This window comes from Mesorhizobium sp. BR1-1-4, from assembly GCF_020165375.1.
Taxonomy (GTDB): Bacteria; Pseudomonadota; Alphaproteobacteria; order Rhizobiales; family Rhizobiaceae; genus Mesorhizobium; species Mesorhizobium australicum.
This window is the reverse complement of sequence record NZ_JAIUIB010000002.1, coordinates 51,063-72,912: the sequence shown is the minus strand read 5'-3', so window position 1 is coordinate 72,912 and position 21,850 is coordinate 51,063. Positions and strand designations below refer to the sequence as shown.

20 protein-coding genes are annotated in these 21,850 nt (G+C 63.0%); 2 read left to right on the top strand and 18 right to left on the bottom strand.

Going from position 1 to position 21,850, the window contains the following annotated elements:
* Nucleotides 1–3 precede the first annotated feature (3 nt).
* Together LB571_RS03590 and LB571_RS03585 are read left to right on the top strand one after the other, a co-directional pair.
* On the top strand, nt 4–426 hold the full coding sequence (locus LB571_RS03590; protein ID WP_141907350.1) for a DUF6484 domain-containing protein: 423 nt from the start codon (nt 4–6) through the stop codon (nt 424–426).
* A 10-nt stretch (nt 427–436) separates the two neighbouring features.
* A complete protein-coding gene (locus LB571_RS03585; RefSeq protein ID WP_224585562.1) occupies nt 437–1,600 on the top strand; it encodes a hypothetical protein in 1,164 nt (387 codons plus the stop codon).
* Between the two features lie 38 nt (nt 1,601–1,638).
* Here the strand turns inward: LB571_RS03585 and LB571_RS03580 are convergent, their stop codons facing one another.
* The 18 genes from LB571_RS03580 to tssA form a co-directional block, all read right to left on the bottom strand.
* Nucleotides 1,639–2,451 (bottom strand): beta-ketoacyl synthase N-terminal-like domain-containing protein, encoded by an 813-nt coding sequence (locus tag LB571_RS03580; protein ID WP_224585564.1) that lies wholly within the window; start codon nt 2,449–2,451, stop codon nt 1,639–1,641.
* A 227-nt stretch (nt 2,452–2,678) separates the two neighbouring features.
* A complete protein-coding gene (locus tag LB571_RS03575; protein ID WP_141907353.1) occupies nt 2,679–3,767 on the bottom strand; it encodes a DUF2169 domain-containing protein in 1,089 nt (362 codons plus the stop codon).
* A gap of 3 nt (nt 3,768–3,770) precedes the next feature.
* The gene (locus LB571_RS03570) at nt 3,771–4,262 is read right to left on the bottom strand and encodes a hypothetical protein (protein ID WP_224592376.1); all 492 of its coding nucleotides are present in this window, start codon (nt 4,260–4,262) and stop codon (nt 3,771–3,773) included.
* A 1-nt stretch (nt 4,263) separates the two neighbouring features.
* Entirely contained in the window at nt 4,264–4,698 is a 435-nt protein-coding gene (locus LB571_RS03565; protein ID WP_141907355.1) for a hypothetical protein, read from the bottom strand.
* Between the two features lie 13 nt (nt 4,699–4,711).
* Complete coding sequence (locus LB571_RS03560) at nt 4,712–5,551, bottom strand: DUF4150 domain-containing protein (RefSeq protein ID WP_224592372.1); 840 nt, start codon at nt 5,549–5,551, stop codon at nt 4,712–4,714.
* A gap of 29 nt (nt 5,552–5,580) precedes the next feature.
* Nucleotides 5,581–6,120: a type VI secretion system-associated protein TagF gene (gene tagF, locus LB571_RS03555; RefSeq protein ID WP_141907357.1), complete on the bottom strand. Its 540-nt coding sequence runs from the start codon at nt 6,118–6,120 to the stop codon at nt 5,581–5,583.
* Nucleotides 6,102–9,644: a type VI secretion system membrane subunit TssM gene (tssM, locus tag LB571_RS03550; RefSeq protein WP_141907358.1), complete on the bottom strand. Its 3,543-nt coding sequence runs from the start codon at nt 9,642–9,644 to the stop codon at nt 6,102–6,104. Before tssM ends, tagF begins: the two co-directional genes overlap by 19 nt.
* Before the next feature lies 1 nt (nt 9,645).
* Nucleotides 9,646–10,974, bottom strand: coding sequence for a type VI secretion system protein TssL, long form (tssL, locus tag LB571_RS03545; protein ID WP_140789679.1), 1,329 nt, complete (start codon nt 10,972–10,974; stop codon nt 9,646–9,648).
* A complete protein-coding gene (gene tssK, locus LB571_RS03540) occupies nt 10,974–12,308 on the bottom strand; it encodes a type VI secretion system baseplate subunit TssK (protein WP_224585568.1) in 1,335 nt (444 codons plus the stop codon). Before tssK ends, tssL begins: the two co-directional genes overlap by 1 nt.
* Before the next feature lie 38 nt (nt 12,309–12,346).
* Entirely contained in the window at nt 12,347–12,799 is a 453-nt protein-coding gene (tssJ, locus tag LB571_RS03535) for a type VI secretion system lipoprotein TssJ (RefSeq protein ID WP_140620055.1), read from the bottom strand.
* A gap of 3 nt (nt 12,800–12,802) precedes the next feature.
* Nucleotides 12,803–14,260: a type VI secretion system-associated FHA domain protein TagH gene (gene tagH / locus LB571_RS03530; RefSeq protein WP_140789675.1), complete on the bottom strand. Its 1,458-nt coding sequence runs from the start codon at nt 14,258–14,260 to the stop codon at nt 12,803–12,805.
* Nucleotides 14,257–15,324 (bottom strand): type VI secretion system baseplate subunit TssG, encoded by a 1,068-nt coding sequence (gene tssG, locus LB571_RS03525; RefSeq protein ID WP_224585571.1) that lies wholly within the window; start codon nt 15,322–15,324, stop codon nt 14,257–14,259. Before tssG ends, tagH begins: the two co-directional genes overlap by 4 nt.
* Complete coding sequence (gene tssF / locus LB571_RS03520) at nt 15,288–17,162, bottom strand: type VI secretion system baseplate subunit TssF (protein WP_224592369.1); 1,875 nt, start codon at nt 17,160–17,162, stop codon at nt 15,288–15,290. The genes tssG and tssF overlap by 37 nt, the downstream gene beginning before the upstream one ends.
* A gap of 1 nt (nt 17,163) precedes the next feature.
* Nucleotides 17,164–17,916 (bottom strand): type VI secretion system baseplate subunit TssE, encoded by a 753-nt coding sequence (gene tssE / locus LB571_RS03515; RefSeq protein ID WP_224592366.1) that lies wholly within the window; start codon nt 17,914–17,916, stop codon nt 17,164–17,166.
* Nucleotides 17,903–18,352, bottom strand: a complete 450-nt coding sequence (locus LB571_RS03510) for an Hcp family type VI secretion system effector (protein WP_181166515.1) — start codon at nt 18,350–18,352, stop codon at nt 17,903–17,905. Before LB571_RS03510 ends, tssE begins: the two co-directional genes overlap by 14 nt.
* A gap of 84 nt (nt 18,353–18,436) precedes the next feature.
* Nucleotides 18,437–19,942 (bottom strand): type VI secretion system contractile sheath large subunit, encoded by a 1,506-nt coding sequence (tssC, locus tag LB571_RS03505; protein WP_140620043.1) that lies wholly within the window; start codon nt 19,940–19,942, stop codon nt 18,437–18,439.
* A gap of 3 nt (nt 19,943–19,945) precedes the next feature.
* Nucleotides 19,946–20,482, bottom strand: coding sequence for a type VI secretion system contractile sheath small subunit (gene tssB, locus LB571_RS03500; protein ID WP_140620028.1), 537 nt, complete (start codon nt 20,480–20,482; stop codon nt 19,946–19,948).
* A gap of 5 nt (nt 20,483–20,487) precedes the next feature.
* Nucleotides 20,488–21,663, bottom strand: coding sequence for a type VI secretion system protein TssA (gene tssA / locus LB571_RS03495; protein WP_224592363.1), 1,176 nt, complete (start codon nt 21,661–21,663; stop codon nt 20,488–20,490).
* Nucleotides 21,664–21,850 lie beyond the last annotated feature (187 nt).

Here is a 21,850-nt window from a genome sequence, read left to right as displayed (position 1 = left end):
ACGATGAAAGTTCTGGATCGCATTGACGGGGTTGTAATCGGCCTGCTTATCGGGTTCGATGCCGGAGTACCGCTTGTTGTATTCGCGGGCAATCAGCGCGAAACGGCGGTTGCGGCTCGTAGCCTGACGGAATTGGGGCCCTCAGCGGTGGGTTCGGAACTGGCTCTGATGTTTGAGGGGGGCGACCCTGCGCGGCCGCTCGTCGTTGGACGCATCGTCGATCCGGCTCATAAGGACAAGAAACTGCCGGTCGTTCGTGATGGGGATCGTCTCGTCATCACCGCGGATGAGCGCATTGAGCTGCGTTGCGGGGTGGCTTCGATCATTCTGGAGAAGAATGGCCGCGTGACCATTCGAGGCACCCAGTTGACCAGCCAGGCCAGTGGAACTAACCGTATTCGCGGTGGGGCCGTACATCTCAACTGAGGCGCTGCCGATGCATCGGGTCGCGACCATCGCTGCAATCGTGGACCAGCATGCCGAAGATGCGGCCTTCCTCTGGCAACGCCGTCGCAGAGAGATCGATGCTCCCATACTGGATGCTGCCGACATAGGTCGCTTAGATCAGCGGCTGGAGGCCAATCTCGAAGGACTTTTGGCCGCCGGCACGGCGGGCTGGGAAGCAGCTCTAGCACGCTTCACGGACTATCCTGAACCAAGCGAACTGTTCGTGCTGGGCACATTAGCTCTGCGCTGGGGAGACGCCGATCTGGTGACCGTCGCGATCGATGCTGCGGGGCCGCTCGGTGATGTCGGCACGTCGAGCCTCTCCGCGGCCATCGCCCGTACGCCGCGTGAGAGCCTGCGACCATTCGTGGCGGATTGGCTTCATACGAGGGACGCGTTGCGTCGCAGCCTCGGCCTCTCTTCGCTGTGGCATCATCGGGTGGATGCGGGGCCGTGGCTTCGCAATTTGACAAAAGATTCGGACCTGAGGGTGCGCAGACGCGCAGTCAAGCTTGCCGGAGCGGTCAAACGACGCGATCTCCTTGCAGAGGTGTTGACTGGACTTGACGGCGAGACGCCCGCCGAGCGCTTCACGGCTGCCGTAGCCGCTTGCCTGCTGGGCGAAATTCGAACCGCCCAACCCGTGATTGACAAGATCGTGACGGCGGACTCGGGATTGTCGGGACCGGCGATCGAGATAGGCCTGTTGACGAGGACGACGGCGGCCGGGAAGGCCTGGCTCCAGACGCATCTGGACCAGCCCGCGCTTCGTGGCGTTGCCACGGCCTCCATTGGTCTGCTCGGCAATCGCATGGTGATGCCGTGGCTAATAGAGAAAATGCGCGAACCAGACCTTGTCGTTGCTTCCGGGGCAGCGCTTCGCGACCTCTTCGAAGTTGATTTTGGCGATACCGACCTCTTTGCGGTCGATCCGGCTGCGCTCGGCAAGGATTTCGTCCATCTTGACGAGACCTCGCTGCCGGTGGCCGACAAGGTCGAGGAATGGTGGGACGAGGGCCGGGGCGGGCACTCTCACCGCCCTTTCAAATCGATGCGCCGGTTGCGGATCGGAGCGTTACGAGCCGCACTTGCTACGTCCGATGCGCCGCTTGCCGACTGGCGTGCCACGCGCCGGTACCCAGCCTGGACATGACATTATCCATAAGGGTCTTTTTTGAATGAACTGGTTACTTACCGCCCCCTGACGTGGGTCAACACCGCTGCGGCGCGCAGGCCATTCTCCGAGGCGAGCTCGCAGGCGGCGGTCGCACCGGGCGCATACTCCTTCAGGAAACTGTCGGCTGCCAACATCAGCACAAGAGCCCCGCTGGCAGCCCCTATGTCGCCGACTGTCATCGCCGGGAGGGCGGTCGGCAGGATTTCCCGTCGCGTCCGGTAGAAGCGCGGTCGTGTGAGCATCTGCTCCCATCCGCTGTAGCGCTCGCCATTGCCGTTGCTGACGACGAAATCAATGTCGGGCTCAGAGGGACCTGATCCCTTTACCGCGTCGCGTAACGCCTCTAGCAGAGCGTGCCCTTGGCTGTAACGCTCGGAAAGAACACTGTCCGTCTCGTGGGCTAGGCCCACGCCATGGATAGCAACTTGGATCTGCGCTTTTCCGTCGGGAGCGCGGGTCAACCGGATGAAGGCTGCGCCTTCGCCGGGAATCAGGCCTTGCGCGTTCTCTTCACTCTTGAGGCGACGAGCCTGCCCAAGACGAGCCAAATCCACGGCGTTGATGAGGCTGTCGACGCCGCCGAGCAGGACCTGTTCGACGTCCTGCAGTTCCATCAACTCCGCCGCGCGCTCCAGCAACCCGATACTTGCGGCAGCGCCGCCGTCTGCTGCGCGCGAGGAAGCATGGAACTTCTGACCGGTCGTCGCAATTATCGCGGCCAGAAAATCCGCCGGTGCGATGTCGGCGTAGGCCGGATGATTGCGAAAGCTCTCCGGCGGAGTAAGCAGAATGGCGGTCGCTTCGGAATTGATTTTGCCGGTCAGCAATGTCTCGCGGACTGCCCGCGCCGCAATGTTGACAAGCCACTGCCCCTCCGTCCTTCGCAGTCGGGAGCGAGCCGGGATTCGCGCCACGACCTGGGTAGCGCCAAATGGCGTAGCAAGCACGGCGTCTTCGAAAGCAGACAGACTTGCCCGAATCGCTGCGAGGGTTTGCCGAGCGTTCAATCCCGCTGCGGTAACCGCCCCAGCCCCCGAGACATAAAGCGGTCGCTTCATAGTCGCCACACCGGTCGATCCGGTATCGTTCCATCGCCGCCAAGGGCGGAGCGATACTCCTTTCCCCTGCGTCGAGCCAAAAGAAGAGCTGGCGTAACGTGGCCAAAGACGATCTCGCGTATGTTCGGGGCATTCCTGCGCGTTGTGGTTGAATGCCTTGCTTTCAGGGTAACGCGCGAAATTTCGGGCTCGATGATGATCGTGTCTGGTACAAAAGACTGCTCTTGCACCTTGTCATCATAGATCAATCTCAAGGGCGCGGTGACCCTTGGCAGGCGAAAGCTCCAGCGCCCATCCGGCGTTAGGCCAATGAGTGTTACCTCCTCGCCGCCGGCAAGCCGCGGCAATTGTTGATCGGTCGGTGCGCACAGATAGTGTCGAGGGTCGAGATCCTTCGGGGGCAGAGGCCATTGTGTGTCGATCCAGCTTTGATCATAAGTACCTGCTAAGCCGAGGCGCGGCTGCCATCCGCGCGCGAGCACGCCGAAGCCAGCCGGCTGCGGGCGGTCAGATGCGCTTAGAAACGGCTCACCCGGATACGTTATATTTGGGGCCTGCGTCCTGACGGTCGGATCGGCGGAAGCCGCATGGCGAAAACCGACTCCCACTGGGTTGCGAGATTCGACAGTCCCATCGGGCGTAGTGCCGCCGTATGCCCGCTCATATACGATTGGCATTGTCCTGAAAGGGTGCGGCGCGCTGTAGCTGCCGGAATCGAAAATGCGGTCACCGACGACGTTGAGGACCTTGCGAATGCCGGCGACGCTGAGGCCTACTTGCATCTCGCGCACCGGTTTTCCGTTCGGAGCGTGGGCCGTGCCATTGACGATTACCTCCGCCTTCGGCTTGATGGGGGCAATGTCGGCCTCGTACCGGCTCGACGAGCGGGCTGGGTCACCGAAGGGCACGTCACCGAATGCCACTGGCAGCTGTTCGTCCGCGGGACGCAGCGAACCATTCGGTTGCGGCACATCGAAACTGGCCGACAACATCGTTACAAGCACTTCCTGTCCATCAGCATCCATTTGGAGGTGAGTCGCGGCAGCGAAGGGCGTGCGATTTTCGAGCCAAACATCAAAGGCCACGGCTCAGCTCCAGTTACCATTCTCGTCAAGCCCGATCGGCCAGTAGGGCATGCAGGTGAGCAGTCGCACGTAGTCCTTTCGCCCGTCTTCGACCAACCAGGCGAGCATTGCCGTCTGGGGAGGCACGCGATCGGCCGGAGGAAGATCACCGTTCAGCTCGTCAAAGGACAGCCAATATGTGCGAAAAAACCAGACAACCTCCGGGGCGGATGCGGGCCCAGCTAGCCGTTTGTCGTAGGCGAGGTCAACAGCCTCGGCCTTCTTGTAGCCATCGAGCACGAAGGCTTCGACACAATCCTGCCACCACGCATCGCCGACCTCATATGCCGTTGCGAAGTCGGCAACATATTGGGCATATAGTCTCCGATGGGCTTCGGTTGCATCGGCAAGGGGTTTTTCTTGCCCCTGGTCACGAATTTCTCCATAGAGATCCTTCGGTGCCCCAAGCAATTGGCGCACAGCTTTGTCGACGTTGTGGACGATCTTGAACGCCATCTCAGCAGGTCTCCTCGTCCGGAGATTGACCGATAGGCACGAAAACAAGGCCTTTCACGAGTTCATAGACATCCGGTGCGACGCTAGGTAGGTCGTCGACCAGCAGATCGATCGCGAGTTGGAAGTCTACCTCGGGCTCGTCATCTGCTCCCCAGTCGGTTTCCTCGATGTCATCGCTACCGGGAGCCTCGCGACTTTCATTGTGCAGGTTAAGATTGTCTATTTCTAGGAAGTATTTTCGGAAGACATGGAGAACGCGCGGGTGTGCGGTTGGTCCCGCCGGCCAGCGGGATTCGAACTCATTTTGGGGGGCCGAGCCGACGAGTTTTGATGCATCGCGAACAGCTTGAGCCTTCCACCAGGTCATCACCCCCGGCAGGATTGTGCGCATTTCGGCAAGATAGTGAGCCTGAATATCTTTGTAGCGTTTGTCCATCGCATTACCTCCTCTAGGACCGGCCCGCTCTAATGCTGGCGCCAATCTTGGACACCTTGGTCCCCTGAGTATTCGAGTGCGCACGGCAATGCGGCCGCACCATCTCCGGCTTGCTCATGAGTTTCTTGAATGCCTCGGGCGATGGTTTCAGATGACAGCCGCCAAGTTCCCATGCGCGATTCAAAGGTGGCTGATGATCGGGCGTCATCTTCTTTCGGTCGCGGTTCTTGTAGCGCCTCTTTCCGCCCGAGTCCTTCTTGCCGTAATCTTCCTCCCTCAGCCATTTGCCGCCTAGCGTCTTGGCCCGCTTGCTTGCCCTGATCTGCTTCGCGCATTCCCAGCACCGCTTTCCGTAGACTTCATCTTTCTGCGGTTGCTTAATGCTTGGGCGGTGTTTGTCGCTATTGTAGGGTGTTTTGCATTTGCTTTTTCGATAATTGCTACCGAGCGCCGCCTTCAGAATCACCAGCGCGCCGGGGGCAGTGCAATTCGGTGGTTTGCTGGCTTCGTTCTGCAGCAATGGGTCGCCATGACGGCAGACCCCCTTGCCCTCGACCTTTACTGTAAAGGACCAAAGCGTGAAGTTCCCCTTGCCTTTGGTCTTATGCGTTATGACGCCGCCGCCCTGCGTGCCGGGCTCGTTTCCGGTACTTGTCGAGATCTCAGAAACATCCTCAAGTGCGGTTGGATTGCCGTCGGCCTTGACGCTCTTGCTACCTTTCGTCAGGTCGCTGGCGAACAGCATATTGACATAGGGTACGGGGATCGGACCGGCTGGCGGTGGCGGCGGTGTCAGACAAACATCTCCGGGCGCAATACCTTTTCCGTCACTGCCTTTGTGAAACCACCCCATTTTCTCCGCGAATACGGTGCATCCCATGTCTAGAATTCCACCGTTTGAGCCGGTGCCGCACGCATGCCGGGTAAAGCGTTTGCGGCCAGGTCGTGAATGTCGGAGAAGCTGAACTCCTTCACTTCCCAGTCGTCACTCCAGAAGACAATTCGCGACGACCCTGCGCCGGGGCTTGGTGCGGGCAATTCCTCCAGATGCTCCGTCAACCTTCCCTGGGACCAATGGTCGGCCACGCATCCCTGAAGTGATGCAACCACCGCATCGAACCAGGGGTCGCCTGGATCAGGGGGGGGACCCAGCCTAATGACCGCGAAAGGATAGCGCCGGCCGACGCGGTCCTCGCTCATTCGCCAGGCGCCGGCACAGGGTTGGTCACTGAAAATTCCTTCCTGAATGACAAAACGCCATGCGCGCGAGTCTAACTCGCCCTCATCGGGTCGCGCGCGCAGTTCCATTGACATCCACCGGTCCCATCGGTCGATGAAAGTCCGCGGCAAGTTCCAGGCGACGAAATCGCCGGTCGCCGGTATCTTGCCGAAAAAGCCAATGATCAGATCTGCGGCGGACATGTGAACTTCTTGAACATTTCGAGTGTGTATGGATTCTCGACACTGGCCGCCTTGAGCTCGAAGTCGGCCCACATCCCCTTCGTACCGAGCCGCAGGCTATAGACGTCGGTGAGCTTGGTCGCCGCGAAGCGGCCGCCGCGCAGCATTCTGAGCCAGGCCCAGCTGCCGGTTTCGTTGAGCATCACTTCGGGCGAGCCGTCGACCGGCTGGAAGGCAAGCGAGATCACCCCGGTCCCGTCCTTGCCGGGCCACGTCATCGGCTGCGGCCTGGTTGCATTGTTGTAGTAGACGAGGTTCTGGCCATCGAGGTTGAGCGTCACCCGCGCCGCGCCGGGTGCGAGGTCCTTGGGTTCCAGGGTGAAATTCATCACCGGGCCGGTGCCGCCTGGAAACAGGTCGTCGCGGATATGCCTGGCCTGCTCGAACGCTGCGAGCGCCGCCGGGTCGAGGCCGAAATCGGCCCGCCATTTCCACGGCTCGCTGGCGGTGTCGACATAGTTGATCAGATGGTCGTTGATGAAAGCATCGATCAGGCCGGTCGGCCCGAACAGCCGCTGGAAGTCGCGCACGTTGACGTCGACCGCGCTGTCGGCGCTGAATGGATAGCGGTTGTTGAGTGCCGCCTGGCAGAAGGGGAGTATGTCGGCCCGCCAGATGGCATTGAGCTCGTTGGTTACAGCCTTTTGCGACAAGCCACTGGTGTCGCCGGCAATACCGCCCAGCCAGTCGTTGACCGGCGAGGGCAGGATCTGTGCTTGTCTCGCAACCGCGCCTGTCAGTTCGGCAAGGCCGCCCTGCTTCTTGATCGCGTCCTGCGGGTTGGGATTGGCGGTGACCGTCTGCAGAACGTTCGACAGAGCCGTCAGCGCCACGATCGCCGCGTCGAGCGCCGGCGGCTGGCCGTCGACCTGTGCGATGGTGCCCTTGAGCGGCTTGAAATGGTCGGCCACCAGGCTGCCGGTCATGTCCACCTGGTTGGCGGAGCCGGCGCGAGGCAGGAGCTTGGCGCCTGAGGTCACCACCTTGCCGAGCTTGCCAAGCTTGCTCAGCAGCTTCGAACCGGTCTTGGCGGCAGCGCCGCTTTGGCCATCGGCCGGCGCCTCGTCGGAACGGGTGAGGTCGGTCTCCTGCACCACTGCCGTCAACAGGCGCTTCAGCGCGGAGTCGGCGCTTGACAGATCCTTGAGGTTCTCACTGGCTATGTTGAGATCGGTCAGCGGTGAAAGCCGCATGTCGCGCAGGAAAGAGTCCCACTGCGCGATATAGTCGTCGTAATAGAGCTTCAGGATGTCCTGGGAGAGCGCCGAGACCGACGTCTCCGAATTCTCCTCGCAGCCGCCGGCAAACACCGCCCGGTCCAACGCGGCCTGGCCGGCGACATCCTCGACTCGGTCGAGGACCGCGTCATGGAAGCCGGCATAGGTATAGGGGCCTGGAACGCCGACACGCAGTGTTTTGTCGGAACGGCGCGCGAACACCTTGGCGCCATTCGGCCCGGCGAAATTGGCCGGCGCCCATTCCTTGATGGCTGCTACTTCCGGGTCGGCCAGGAGTTGCCTGTAGGCGCGCTCGGGCAGTGAGATCGTGCACACGGTCTTCAGCGCCTCCGCGACCAGTGCCTTGTCCGGGGCGATGTAGCTGTCATCGACTGCCATGCGGCGGATGGCGGCGATTTGGTGCTCTTCGGCGTCGGCCGTGGGGAAAGGCGGAGCCGGCGCGAATTGCGGCAGACTGTTCACCCACCAGTTCTGGACGAAATCGGTGTCCATTTGCGACAGGCCGGTCATCATCCGGTAGGTCTTCAGCGCGCCGAGCATGAAGTCCGGATCGCGGATTTGCCGCCACATCGTGGCCTCGAGCAGGGCGACCATATGCGGCTCGAGCACGTTGCGCAGCGCATGGTCGTAGGTATCCGTCTGTGCGCGCATCAACTCCGCCGAAGCGGTCGGCCCGAGCAGGTTATGGACGGCGTCTGGCGGCGGCGTTCGAGCCGTCGCGACTGCGCCCATCGCCGACAGCGCGCCATCCAAGGTCGGCTGCTCGACCGCAGCCGGCATGGCGGCCACCTCGGTGAGCGGCCCCTGCAGGGCTTCGAACTGGCCGGCCTGTTCGGCAATCGCGTTGCGGTTGTCGAGGTAGGACCAGGTGAACAGGCCGCCAGCCAGCAGAGCCGCGAGCCCACAGGCGGCGGCAGCCCCGCGCCACATCCAGGCGCGGCGACGCTGCGCTAGCGGATCGAACGTACCAAGGCCGGCCTCCTTGAAGATAACCTCGGTCAGAAGGTTCTTGAGGAAGAAGCTGCGCCTCTCAACGCGCGCCGCCGCTATGGCGCGGCGCGGCGGCAGGCCGAAGGAGGAGGACAACGCCGCGGTCAGCCGGTCGATGGGAGCGCCTTCCTGGGTCGCCGATGTTAGATAGAGCCCGCGCAACCAGCCGGCTTCCTCATAGCGGCTTTCGCCGAATATTGCCTCGATCAATGTCTTGATCGGCTCGCCGAGGCTCGCCAGCTGGGCTGGAAAGCGGAAGATCTCGGCGCGCGAGGCGAGCTTGTCTTCGTCTTCCAGGCGTGGCACCAACCTCCGCTCCAGCTCGGTGGCGAGCCTGGAGAGCTCCGCCAGGATCGTGCCGGCGTTGACTTGGGCCTCGAGCGGAAAGGTTGTTCCCCATACCTGCTCGCGCGCGCTTGTCGACAAGCCACCGAAGAAGGCTTCGAAGCCTTTGATCAGGTCTGCCTTGGTCAGCATCAGGTAGACGGGCAGGCGGATCTCTAGCCGATCATTCAGCTCGGCCAGTCGGCGGCGGATCTTGCGGCCGTGCGCCTTGATCGCTTCCTCGCCCTCCGAGAGCGCGTCGATCGACAGCGCGACAATGACGCCGTTGAGTGCTCGGCGGCCGCGGTGCTTTTTCAAAAGGTCAAGGAAGCCCAGCCATTCCGCAGCATCGACGTCCGGCTGGCTCTCCTGCTGGACGTAGCGCCCCGCGGTGTCGATCAGCACCGCGTTTTCGGAGAAGAACCAGTCACAATTGCGCGTGCCGCCAACGCCTTGCAAATCGTCGGTAAGGTCGATTGGAAAATTGAGACCCGATTGGCGCAACGCGGTGGTCTTGCCGGTGGCCGGAGGTCCGACGATCACATACCATGGCATTTCGCGCAGGAACTTGCGTCCGCCGAGCTTGCGCCGCTTGAGCTCGGCCATCACCTCGCCGAACTTGGCGCCGACGGCTGCAACGCTCTCCTCGCCAGGGGTGAGCTGTTTTTCGGCTACGGGAGCTGCGATCTCGGCGACGAACATGCGATTGGCGCGAATGGCGCGCCGTTGCGCGATGATCAGCCAGATCAGCCATAAGAAGATCAGTCCGACGACGATGGCGATGCGCACATTGTCGGATTCGAATGGCGCGTAGGGACCGACCCTTACGATCGGGCCGAACACCCAGATCAACAGCGAAAGCAGTGCAATGCCGATCAGGGTCCACAGAAATCGCGAGGTGATGACCGCCCACAGGAAGCGCAGGATGAACATCTCAGAGCCTCTTCTCGACCAGGACCTCGACGCGCCGGTTAAGCGCGCGGCCCTCGCGCGTCGAGTTGTCGGCCACCGGATCGGTGTCGGCGCGGCCCTCGGAATGGATGCGCGCCTGTGGCACGCCAGCCTGTACCAGGAGGTCCCCTATGGTCTGCGCGCGTGCCTCCGAGAGCCGCTGGTTGCTCGCCAGGGGGTTGGACCGCTGCAGGCGCACATTGTCGGTATGGCCGATGATGGTGATGTTTCCAGTCAGCTCCTGATTGGCGAGGATCACCTTGGCGATCGAGGCGATCAGCGGCTCATAGCCTTGGGACAGTGTCGGCCGCGAGGACTGGAAGAGCTCTGGGTTGGAGGACTGGATGATCAGCTTGGCCAGCGAGACGCTCTCGGTGCCGCTGAGCGCGCCCTTGAGGCTTGCCGGCGCTTCGGCCTTGAATGCGGGCAAAAGCGCGAAATCGACCGCCTGTGGCGGTTCAGGTTCGGGCGCATCCTGCTTTGGTGCGGCGCGGGTAACGTCCGCCCGAGAGGCCGGCGGCAGGGTGCGGACCAGTGCGGACAGTTCAACCGCCTGGCTGCTCAAGCTCATCGACAGGCCGATATAAGCGGCGGCGACGATGGCAATTGCAGCAAGGGCCATCACCCATATCGGGACGATGAAGCGCTGCGGCTCGTCGGAAGCGATTACGCCTTTCCAGTTCGGCGACAGTGGCGCGCTGTCGGCGTCGGCATTGCGAAGGACGCGCGCGGCTGCCACACGCACACCAGTGAGCGAGCGGTCGCCGGCTCGGCCGGGCACCCGATACTTGCCACGAAAGCCGAGCGCCAGGCAGTAATACTGAAGCTCCAGCATCTCGCGGTCACGGTTGGGATGGCGCTCGAGCTCGTCAAGGCGGGTGAAAAACTGGGTGCCGGCATCGACGTCGCCACGCAGCATGACCACGAGCGGCTGTCGCGGCCAGGCGCTGGCGCCGCCCCATGGCGTGTTGAGCGCGAGGTCGTCGAGCAATGCCGCCACGGCCCATGCCGCCTGATCGGCGCGCTCCAGCGAGGAGCCCGCTGCCATAACGGCGTCGCGCGCCTGAACCAACTCGTCGAGCAGGCGTGTGCGCATTGCTTCGGGGTTTTCCGGCGCCAGAGCGCTTTCGAGCTCGGGGGCGAATTCGAGCAGTGGCGCGAAGATGTTGATGAGCGGGTTGGGATGAACACGCGCCCTCTTGACCGGTGCGCCTGGCGTCAGCGGCGCCAGCGGCCGCGGCGCAACGCCCGCCAGCCTGATGCGCGTGCGCTCGCGATCCTCCGACAGGCCGAAAGGATCATCCCGGCTCATCACCTGTTCACCGAATAGCAGTCGACCTGCGGCTCGCTGTCCAGGACTCCGGAAACGCCAATGACGAAGCCGGGCGCGTCGAGCAAGGAGGCCCAATGCTCGCTCTTCTGATCGAGCTCCAGGCACAGCCGGTCGCCATCATAGGGAATCTCGCGTGGCTGCGAATGGAGCGGTTTGAGCGGAATGCCCGGCAGGCGCGACTTCCAAAGCCCTTCGAACTGGTCCGCGGCGCCGACTGTCGCCTGGTTGACGAAGATCTTGCGCAGCGCGTCTTCCGAAAGCTCCGATCCCACGCGGATGACGATCCGGCTGGCGAGCAAAAGCTTTGGGTTGTCGATGCGTACTTTCCAGACATTGGTGGCGTGCCGCATGACCGGCAGCGCGCGCGATTTCGGTTCGATGTAGCGCAGGCTGAGGATGAGCGAACGCAGGGCGTCGGCCAGTGCCATATAGGCGGGGCCGGGGGCCATGTGGTCGTAGGGCGGCAGATCGCCGAGCCGGCGCGAGCTCGAGCCGTAGGTTGCCATCTCGCCGGCGAGTCCGGCAAGTTCGAGATAGAGTTCGGCTGGATGAAAGACATCCTGCGCCAGCATATGGGCAAGGCGCGGGCGAGCGGCATTGGCCAGGTGCAGCATCAAGAGGTCTTCTACGCTGCGGCCGGCGCCGCCCATCACCATCTTGCCATGCGCTTCGCCGATTTGCTCGAGGCCGGTGACGACCTCCTGCAGCAATTGCCTATACCAGTGGACCGCGCCGGTGATCAGCGTCGGCGGCAGGAACGTCTCGTCGAGCGAGATGCCGCCGTCGGCGCGTACACCTTTGATGTCGGCGATCGGCAAGGCGGTATAGCCGCCGACCGATTTGCCGGGCGCAAGCAGCGCCGCTTGCGGCCTTGCGATCTCGATCTCCTCGGGATCGCCGGCACTTTGGACGGCATCGCGCACCGATACGATCCTGCCGTGGTAACGCGCGCCCGTCGACGCCGCATGCGCCGGGTCGAATCCCACGCCTCCGGGGGGCTCGAGCGGCAGTGCGACCAGCACCGGCCCGCCGCCCGTGTCGGGTGTGACCGGCAGCGGCTTCGGCGCATCCATCAGGTCGGGAATGGAAAAAGGCGTGCCGTCCGGGAAAATGCCCCGGGCGGACACGATCGAAACCTGACCGGCGTCAAGCAGCGACTGGTCGAGGGTCAGTTGCTGGAAGCCGAAAGTATGGAGCTGGCCGGCCCGCAATGCGCCGCGCACCATGCCTTCGAAGAACCGATCCTGCTGCTGGAAGTGCTGGGTCCTGAGAAACAGGCCCTCCGACCACAGCACCCTGTTTGCATCGCTCATGCCGCTACTTTCTGCACGCAACTATATGCTGCTTGCCGCTAGGCGGAAATGCCGCCCTTGCCCAGGCTGACGTTGACGGTGAATTTCGACCCTGGCGACACTGACTTGGTGGTGCGCCAGTTGCGTCCGCCTGGCTCGCGGATCAGCGCCACGAAGCCGAGCGCCGTCGCGTTCGGCTCGACCGTGATGGTCTTGGCCACCGTTTTGCCAGGCGCAACCGAGATGGCGTCGGAGCCGATGAGGTCGGCACCGAGGGCCGAGCCCGCGTCGCCCTGCAGCGCGAAATAGTCGGCCGAGTTGAACTTGCCGGTGCTGGCAAGCCGCATCACCAGCACCGTTACCGGCCGGTCGCCGCCGCCCGGCCCTGGATTCATCCCCGCACCGCCGGTCACATTGACGGAGATAACCGATGGTTTCGGCGGGCCGCTCTGGCAAGCCGCAAGCAGCCCCGTAGCGCCGAGGGCAACGACGAATTCGCGTCTGTCGATCATATCCTACTCCTCCTCATATGCGTCCCTGAAGTCTGTGCCGATCTCGCCCAGGAAACTCGATTCCGCACTCTGGGCGATGTCGCGATGGCGTCTCTGATAGAGCTCCCACAGCTTGGCGTTGCGCCCGCCCGAGAGCAGATTGCCGATGGCGGAATTGGATTTGAGCTCTTCTTCGATGGCGGCTGGATCAAAACGGTCGATCATGCGCCGAAGTGCCGCCTGAACGCCCCGCCAGGCGCGTACGTGATGCTGTGCAAGGTCCTTCACCGCGTCGCTGATCGCCGCCTCGCCTGAGAGAAAGCCCGGGCTGCGTTCGGAGATGATGGTGACGACGACATCCTCGACCGTCGGCAGGAATTTAAGCGGATTGACCTCGGAGGCGCCGACCACAGTCTGGGCGACGCGCGCGCTTCCCTTCTCCTCGGCGCGTTTGCGCAGCAACTGCATCAAGCCATCCAGCATCAGCCGGTATTCACGGCCGAATTTTTCCATTTCGGCGATCGCATCGCGCGCGGGAAAATCAGCCTCCTCGACGCCTATACCGCGCAAGAACGCGGCACGAAGCGCCATATCGCTTGGCACTGGCTGCGCAGCGCGCGCCGGCTTCGACGCTGGCGCGGCGCGGCGCGGCGCCGGCGATGCGGCTGCCTGCACCGGCATGTCCCAAGGATTGTCGGCGCGCGGCTTTTCAACGTGGTGCCGGGCACGTCCTGCCGGATCGGCACCGTTGGTGACAGGCGGCGCAGCGGGGGGGCCGAAACTGAAATCGTCATCGAAGCTGGCCGGCTTCGCCGGCTGCCAGGACGCATCATTGCGCGAAGACATGTCACCCAGCCCAAACGGATCCGGCTGACCCGCAGCAGGGCCGTCACCGGCCTGCGGCGTCGCCACCGGATCGAGGCTGAAGGGGTCATCGAAGGCAGGCGAACTGCGCTGGTTCGATGCGCGATCGTAAGCCCCAGGGACAGGCTGCTCGAACGGGTTCGGCAGATCCGCCGGGCGGGGTTTGCGCGGCTCTTCCTCGATCTTGACCGAGAAGAAGTCGTCGCCGCCGATGCTGGCTGGCGTTCGTGCTCCCGGAGGCGACCACGCCGGCGTGGGATGGTTGGCGGCCGGGGCCTGGCCGACCGCGGTCTGGCTCATTTTGGACTGAACCTCGACATGAAACACATAGTCGCCCATGCGCAGCCGCATGCCGTTCTGCAGCCGCATCGACCTGCCAGGTCCAAGAGGGCTGTCGGCTTCGTCGACAAACAATCCGCTGCTCGACGTGTCGGTCACGAAATAGCCGTCCCGGTCGCCCTTGATCGTGCAGTGCGCGCGCGAGACGAACATATCCGGGTCGTCGATCTGCCAGCCCGCATCTGCGCTGCGCCCGATCACCAACTCGCCCTCGTCGAGCCGGCTCTGCCGGACCACTTGCGAGCGGGGGCCCTGTTCCAGGGTCAGCAGCAGGCTCATGCGGCCGCCTCCGGCATTTGCGGCCGCCAGCCGACGATAGTGTGCAATCTCAGATCGTCGGCGTCGCCCGTACTCGCGGGCCGTTCCAGCCAGGCCGTGCGGCCAAGCTGGACGGTCCCGACCCGGGGCGGCGGTACGGCATCGCGCGCCAGCACGATGCGCAAATCGACATCGAGCGCCTCGCCGATCATATCGCGCACCGCCTTCTTGAACAGGCCGAGACGCCGCTCGCCAGGCAAGAACGACTTGAACTCGTCGAGGCTCAACGGACCGACGCGCAATTCGATCCTGCTCTGGCGGCTGAACACCCGCGGCCCGATCGTCGCGCCGCGTCCAAGTCCGGCATAGGCCCTGCCGAGACGCGTCTGCAATGGGGTCGGTACGGGGATCCAGGCGGCAACGAACTCCTTGATCCGCACCGGAACCTTGAAGGCGGTGGTAAGGAACAAAGTAAGCCGCTCCACGCCGTCGACCTGACTGGCCAGCGACCCAGCCTGTCGCAGTCGCACAGCGTCGAGTTCGGGATCCTGCGTGCCGGGCAGGCCGATGCCGGACATTGCCTCCAGCATGGCGCGAACGCGCCCGCCGACGGAACGCTCGACCTGCACCGCTGGATGCGCGTCGGCCCAGGCGCGGTAGTAGAGCGCCATCATGCGGTGCTGCAGGATGTTGACGAAATCGACGAAGGTCGTGTCGCTGGTCTGCTCGGCGTCGGCTCCGGTGAACCAGCGCTGCGAAAGCCGATCGAGCACCCAGCGCGTCAGATGCAGCGGCATCGGTCCTTCCGGTCCAAGCAGCCCCAGATTGGCGACGGTCACCCTTGCCAGGGCCTTGTCCCCGCCCTCCTGGAACTTGACGACGTCGCGCGCCGAGAAGCTCAGCCGCACATGCTGGCCCAGCCTCGCCGGCTCGCGCTCGGCCGTTCCGGAATGGCCGAACAACCCGCGGCGCTGCTCCAGCCGTCGCAGCAACTCGAAAAAATCGAAGTCCTCCGACAACATTTCGGCCGCGACCGTTGCGGGCTGCGCTAGATCAGGTAGCGATTGCCGGGCGTCATCGGCCATGGCACATCCTCCTGCTTCTGCAGCAACCGCGTACGGGTCCGCACAAAACCATTTATCCCCGCATGGCGGGCGAACAGCCGCGAAAGCAGGGCCGAAAGCAGCAGTGAGCTTTGCCCCGCCAGCACGGACTGGTCGACATGCAGCGTTACCTCGGTGCCGCGTCCAAAACACATTGGCCCGTCAATCTGCAGCCTCTCGATCACCGGGCGCGAATCGATGCGCACGATCGAATGCACGTTGCGGGCAAGGGCCGGATCGCCCCGATCGGCATAGAGGTCGAGCAAGGCATGCAGCGGATCGACTCCCCGGCCTTCCTTGGCAAGGCTGAGGAAGTTGAGCGAGAGCTGCGCCACCAGACGCCAGGCGAGATTGTCGGCGCGCGATTCGCCGTCAGCGCCGCCCGGCAGGGATGCCGGGATGGCCGGCTGCGGCGGCCGCAGCGCTCCAAGCAAGCGCACCGTTTCGACTGGATCTGCCGTCTCCAGCGTCAGCGTCGGTGTGTCGTCCAGGATCGGCAGGTCGCGATTGGTGCAAAGCGCCACGATGCCGAGACGCTTGAGCAGCCGGTTTGGCACGCTTCCTGCCGGCCGCGAGACGGCGATAAAGACGTCGTCGCCGGTGTAGGAGGTGCGGGTCAGGCCGTCGCGCCGCTCGTCTTCGGTGGCCCGGCGCGGACGCCGCTCGGTCGAATAGACCCAGCCGCTGCCGCGGTTCTGGCCCAGGCTGAACAATTCGGGAATCGTCGCCTCGCTGCTTTCGGCGTCGGCATCCTCAACCTGTGTGACCCGAAAGATCTCGAAATCCCGCGCCCGGGTGCGGTCGGCATGCAGCACCTGACGGGTTTTGCGCGGATCGATCTCGATGTCGTTGCATTCGCGTTCGAAGAGATTGATGACCGGCGTCACGAACAGCTCGAAATCGGCAGCCGTCACATCGGCGAGTTCCGGCACCGCACGCCGGAACAGGAAGATGATCTCGATCGCCGCCTCACATGTGCGCACCACCGGCTGGAGGCCAGCGACCCGTACGTAATGGAAGCGCTCCGGGATCATGAAATATTCGCGCAGAAGCCGGTAGCCCTCGAAGGTCGCACGGGTGCGTGGCATCAACGCTTCGTCGTCGCGAATGCCTATCATTTCGGGCTCGGGCAGCGCTGTTAGCGGATTGGCCTTGCCCTGCGCGCGCGCGCCGAGCGCCGAGCAGGCGCCGAAGATTGCATCGAAAAGCACCGGCGCCTTGGCGCGCCCGGCGAAATAGAGGTCGAGACGGTCGAGCGACAAGTCGCTGAGCTTGCCTTTTCCTGTCCGAGCGAGCGTGACCCGGAACGCCGCCTCGGCGCGCACGCCGCCGATCGGCGCGATTGCGGCGGCGGCGAGCGCGCTGCGATCCTGGAAATAGCTGACCGAGGTGACGGCGATCGGCCACAGCGTCACCTCCTGCGCGGTGGTAAAGGTCGAGCGTGTCGAAAGCCCTGGATGCAGGGCAGAGACCAGCCGTGTGCCGCGCGCGATGGCGTGACCTGCGAGCATCGACTGCACTTGCTGGCCGGGTTTCAGGACCGCCATCGCCGTCGCCGGCGCCGGCGCGACCAGATCGGGATAAAGCACATCGAGCACGGCGCGCGAGAAGCGCGAGCGCTCCGCGTCGACCTTCAGACGGGTCCGCGCCGCCAGGAAGGCGACGCCGTCGAGCAGCCGTTCGACATAAGGGTCGGGACATGGGACCGTGTCGAGGGAAAGATTGCGGGCGACCGCCGGATGCATGTCTGCGAATTCCGCCGCCAGGGCGCGGATATGGGTCAGTTCCTCTTCGTAATACTCCACAAAGACCCGATCCATCTCAGGTCTCCCTGAATTTGGTTCGTGCCAGCCCGTTGTCGAGATTGATCGTGGTGCGCAGGCGCATACGCTCCGGTGTGGGGGCCATGATCAGCACCGCGTCGATCTCGATCTTGAGACCGATGTTTTTGTCGCCGAGCGTGACGTTGACGATTGTGGCACTCTCCTTCAGGCGCGGCTCGAAGGTGGCGAGCACCGCGCGGATCTCTCGTGCCAGGGAATCGCGGTCGAAATCCCGCGACGAACGGCCGGAAAAAGACGGCACCCCGAAATTCACCACGCTGCGGCGCACCTGCGGAAAGTCAGCGAGCGAGGGCAGTTCGTCCAGGGGCTGTTCGTGTTCGGCGTCGGAGAGCATCGGTACGGATTCGAAGCGCTCGGTGTTGAACAGGGCCTCGATGTCGCGGCGCACGGCCTCTCTCAATACTCGTGCCGAAACGACCACGCCGCGGCCTTCGATCTCGGCGCGATGCTGGCTCTGGAAGACCAGCCGGTGCAGGCGCCGTTTTTGCTCGGATGTGAGTTCGGCGTCGGCGTCGATGGCGCGTGCGCTGCCGGCAAGAAGAGCCTCGACGCGCTCGGCGCCGAGTTCTTCATCCAAGAGACGGCGCAACCCCTCGATCTCCGACGTCAGTCCAGGCAAGTCGTTGACGAGGCGATCCCAAAGGGATGGCTGGACCGCCTCGCGCCTTGCCCGCGAACTGCCGCCAGGTTGCGCTCTCGCGCCAGGCCGCCTGGTCTCACTTGCCGACATAGACGTCCATTTCGATCTCGTCGTCCTTGTCGTAGACAAACTTGATCTTCTTGTAGGCGAAGCTGACTTCTTCCTCGATCAGGTCCGCCTCGTCGGGAGCCTGCCGCATGTCGTATTCCATGATCGAAGCGTCGGTGAGCGTCACGACCAGATAGTCGCTGGTCTCGCCGTCAATGGTGCGGCGTGCCGAAAACACCACCTCGTCGAGCGCCTTGTTCTCGAACAACGCCTTCTTCAGATATGGCGACGACTTGTCGTAGTGCTTGAAGAATTTGATCATTCCCATCGACACACGGCCGCGTCGCGAAAGCGAATTCGGATCATAAGGCGCCATCATCTTGTAATCGACGCCATGCACTTCGATCTCGTCTTCATGCCCGTCGCGCTTGCTGGGCCCCTTGATGTCGGGAACTTTCAAAAAACCATCAATCTTCATTGAAGGAGCATCGTTTCTGTCTGTGGTCGGCATTGTCTTTCTCCACCGCTTTCAAATGAAACAGGATGATGACTTCGCTGCGCTTCAGCCCTTCACGGACGGCAGTTCCGACACCAACCGCAGCGAGGCGTTGATGCCCTCCAACTGGTAATGCGGACGCAGATAGAAACGGGCGTTGTAGTAACCGGGTCTGCCTTCGACGCTGTCGACCTGAACCTCGGCCGCGGCGAGCGGTCGCTTGGCTCGCGCCTTGTCGTCGGCAAAGGCGGGATTGGCCAGCACGTAGCGGTTGATCCATTCGGTCAACCAAGTCTCCATGTCGGTGCGTTCCTTGAATGAGCCGATCTTGTCGCGCGCGATCGCCTTGAGGTAATGCGCAAAACGCGAGACAGGGAAGAGATAGGGCAGGTTGGCGCTCAGCCTTTCGTTCGACTGGGCGTCGGGGTCGACCAGACGCCCAGCACGGGTCTCGTCGTCCTGAAGCGAGTGCGCCCCGATGAAGGCTGCGAGATCGGTGTTCTTGCGGTGCAAGATCGGCATCAGACCGAGCTTCGCCAGTTCCGCCTCACGCCGGTCGTCGATGGCAACTTCGGTCGGGCATTTCATCGCGATTGAACCGTCATCCGTCGGGAAAGCGTGCACCGGCAGATTGAGCACCGTGCCGCCATTCTCTACGCCGCGGATCTGCGTTCCCCAGCCATAGAGCTTGTGGCTGCGGTTGATGTTCACGCCCATCGGGAAAGCGGCGTTCATCCAGACATATTTGTTGTGGTCGCCGCTTACCTCTTCCTCGAAGGTGAAGCCCTTCACCGGAACGGTTTCCGAGCCGTAGGGCAGGCGTGCCAATACGCGCGGCATGGTGAGGCCGATATAGCGGGCGTCCTCGCTCTCGCGCAGCGACTGCCATGAGGCATAGGCCGGGTTGTTCACGATCATTTGCAGGTCTTGCGGGTTCGGCAGTTCCTGCCAGCTGTCCATGCGGAACAGCCGCGGCGAGGCGGCCGCGATGAAGGGCGTATGCGCCGAGGCACAGACACCCGAGATGTTGCGCAGCAGGCCGACGTCGCGCGGGTGGTTGGAGAACTCGTAGGCGCCGATGATGCAGCCGATCGGCTCGCCGCCGAGCATCGAATACTCGTCGGTGTAGACTTTCTTGAAGATTGGGCTCTGGTCCCACATCTGGCCTTCATAGTCTTCCAGCGTGTCGGCCAACTGCTCCTTGGAGATGTTCATCACCCGGATCTTCAGCTTGGTATCCGTCTCGGTGTTGTTGATGAGGTACCAGAGGCCCCGCCAGGTGCCTTCCATCTCCCGCACTTCGGGGGCATGCAGGATCTCGTTGACCTGCGTCGTCAGCATCTTGTCGATGCCCGCGATCAGCGATTTGATCGACTTGATCGCGTTGGACGAGATGGTCGTCGTCTCGGATCGGGACTGAGCGGCCAGCGCCAGGTTGCGCACCAGTTGCTGCAGCTTCTCAGTGTCGTCCTTCCTGACCTTGAAATCCTTTTCAAGCAGGCCGCTGAATTCACCCAGATCTATGGCTTCCGCCTCGGCGGTTGCGACTGCGGTCTTTTGCTGTTCAGCCATGACTTACTCCTCGCCCTTGCCGTCGGACATCGCCTGGCTGGCGATCTTGCTCAGCAAAGGCTCGTTGTTGAGAAGCTGCGCAATGCGCTTTTCAGCATCGACGCGGCCATCCATGAAGCCCAGCAGTTCCTCAAGTTGCCGCCGCATCTTGAGGATCTCGGCCAGTTGCGGCACCTGCTCGGCGATCTTGTCGGGCGCGAAATCACCCATTTTGGAGAAGGTGAGATCGATCGCCATTTCCTCGTCCCGCTCGGCACCTTCGGCCTGCGGCAACGTGTTCTTCACCCGCGCCTTCACGCGCGGTCCCATCGCTTCCATGAATTTGGGAAAGCGGTTGGCGTCGGTTTCGACGAAATTCCGATCCAGAACCGACTTTGAGGCTTCCTTGGTCTGCGAGGCGCCGGAAAGGTCGGCAATGACAGCCATGACGAACGGCAACTCTATCGTTGTCGGGCTGCCGTAGGTTTCGACGTCATAGGCGATCTGCACGCGCGGGGCGCGGTTTCTTTCGATGACCTTCGCTTTGCTCTCTGCTGGCATGATTGTTACCTTTCATCCTTCTGGGCCGGCTTCTTGGGATCGGGAACACCGGCAAGCAGCCGGAATTCCTTCAGCCCCGACGGGGCGAGATCTTCCATCAGTTCCACGAAATCCATATGCACCATGCGGCGCACACGCCGGGCGAGATGCGGGATCGGGCTGGACGGCTCGGTGCGATCGTAGAACGCGACCACGAGGTCGAGGCATTTGACGACTTCGTCGCGCGAATTGAGGCGCTCAGGCAGACCGATGCTGGTTTCCGCCAAGTTTGCCACACTTGCCATCGTCTCGGCTCCATGGCCATTTCGGGTGGGCGTCGATGTCGGTTGAGACGGCTGCGCTGCAGGCTTTGCGGCACCGTTGGCGACCGCGTTGGCACTGGTATTCCACTCCAGCGTCGTCAGCAGTCGCTGCAGGAACTTCTTCAATTCCGGAACGGCTGCACCATTGCCGTCGATGCGGACATTGAGCGCAGCATCCACCGCCTCCAACGCCGAAATGGCGGCGCGCGCATCGCTCAAAAGCGTCATGATGGCGTCGGCGTCTTGATCGGCCTGCGCCGCGCATCCCGTGCGCACCCGGTTCAGCATCTGGTTGTGGGCCGAAGTCAGCGCCGCCCTTTCGCCGGTCCCCAGGCCGGAGGCAGCTTCCTGGAGTATGACGCGCTCGTCGAGCGCGGCCTGTTCGAGGTCTCGCCCGCTAATTGGCCCGATCGCACGCGGTGAGAAGAACACGGTCTGCCTCAGGTTCGCCAGCAGGCCGTCCTGGCCGTTTTGGAGGTCAAGCAGCGCATTGATGCGTCGCAGCGCTGCCTCGCGGGGCGTGGCGGCCGTGCGCAAAGCCGGGTGCATCGTATCCCAATACTGGTCGAACGTCTTTGCAATCAGGTTCAGCCCCTGGGCGAGGCCCGCGAGCCTCTCTTCGTTGGCCAGCGCCCGCGTGACGATCACCAGAAGGCGCAAATCGCGGCCGCGCGATTGCAATTCTTCGGCTTTTTGTAGGACGGTCGCCCAGTCGACCGAAATGGTTGACTGCGAAGCCTTGTTGCCGCCCTCGTGAACGACCTTGATCTGGGCTTCCGTCAGCCGCTCCAGCTCGTGAAAAGCCGGGTCGTTGCGCAAATCCACTCCCGACGGGTTGTCACCGTCAAGAGGATTCAGCCAGAGTGCGAGATCAACCACACCTACCCCCCGCAAGCCGCCCCGTGCCCCCCATGTGACGCAACGTTATCATCGGTCCCGTGCCACGACAATTGAGCAGATGCTCGAAAACTCACAGAAGCTGAATGCTCGGTTATCTTTCAACGAAACCTATGGGCGATCGGCGGACCCGGTATGCGCGATGGGTCACGTCGTTGGCATCGCAGTG

Excerpts from the sequence above, each read along its gene's own strand:
- tagH (WP_140789675.1), bottom strand. The coding sequence starts at position 14,260 with ATGAGCCTGCTGCTGACCCTGGAACAGGGCCCCCGCTCGCAAGTGGTC.
- tssE (WP_224592366.1), bottom strand. The coding sequence starts at position 17,916 with ATGTCGGCAAGTGAGACCAGGCGGCCTGGCGCGAGAGCGCAACCTGGC.
- tssB (WP_140620028.1), bottom strand. The coding sequence starts at position 20,482 with ATGCCAGCAGAGAGCAAAGCGAAGGTCATCGAAAGAAACCGCGCCCCG.
- tssF (WP_224592369.1), bottom strand. The coding sequence starts at position 17,162 with ATGGATCGGGTCTTTGTGGAGTATTACGAAGAGGAACTGACCCATATC.
- tssC (WP_140620043.1), bottom strand. The coding sequence starts at position 19,942 with ATGGCTGAACAGCAAAAGACCGCAGTCGCAACCGCCGAGGCGGAAGCC.
- LB571_RS03570 (WP_224592376.1), bottom strand. The coding sequence starts at position 4,262 with ATGGCGTTCAAGATCGTCCACAACGTCGACAAAGCTGTGCGCCAATTG.
- LB571_RS03590 (WP_141907350.1), top strand. The coding sequence starts at position 4 with ATGAAAGTTCTGGATCGCATTGACGGGGTTGTAATCGGCCTGCTTATC.
- tssL (WP_140789679.1), bottom strand. The coding sequence starts at position 10,974 with ATGAGCCGGGATGATCCTTTCGGCCTGTCGGAGGATCGCGAGCGCACG.
- tssM (WP_141907358.1), bottom strand. The coding sequence starts at position 9,644 with ATGTTCATCCTGCGCTTCCTGTGGGCGGTCATCACCTCGCGATTTCTG.
- LB571_RS03510 (WP_181166515.1), bottom strand. The coding sequence starts at position 18,352 with ATGAAGATTGATGGTTTTTTGAAAGTTCCCGACATCAAGGGGCCCAGC.
- LB571_RS03565 (WP_141907355.1), bottom strand. The coding sequence starts at position 4,698 with ATGGACAAACGCTACAAAGATATTCAGGCTCACTATCTTGCCGAAATG.
- tssG (WP_224585571.1), bottom strand. The coding sequence starts at position 15,324 with ATGGCCGATGACGCCCGGCAATCGCTACCTGATCTAGCGCAGCCCGCA.
- tssJ (WP_140620055.1), bottom strand. The coding sequence starts at position 12,799 with ATGATCGACAGACGCGAATTCGTCGTTGCCCTCGGCGCTACGGGGCTG.
- LB571_RS03585 (WP_224585562.1), top strand. The coding sequence starts at position 437 with ATGCATCGGGTCGCGACCATCGCTGCAATCGTGGACCAGCATGCCGAA.
- LB571_RS03560 (WP_224592372.1), bottom strand. The coding sequence starts at position 5,551 with ATGGGGTGGTTTCACAAAGGCAGTGACGGAAAAGGTATTGCGCCCGGA.
- tagF (WP_141907357.1), bottom strand. The coding sequence starts at position 6,120 with ATGTCCGCCGCAGATCTGATCATTGGCTTTTTCGGCAAGATACCGGCG.
- tssK (WP_224585568.1), bottom strand. The coding sequence starts at position 12,308 with ATGAGCGATGCAAACAGGGTGCTGTGGTCGGAGGGCCTGTTTCTCAGG.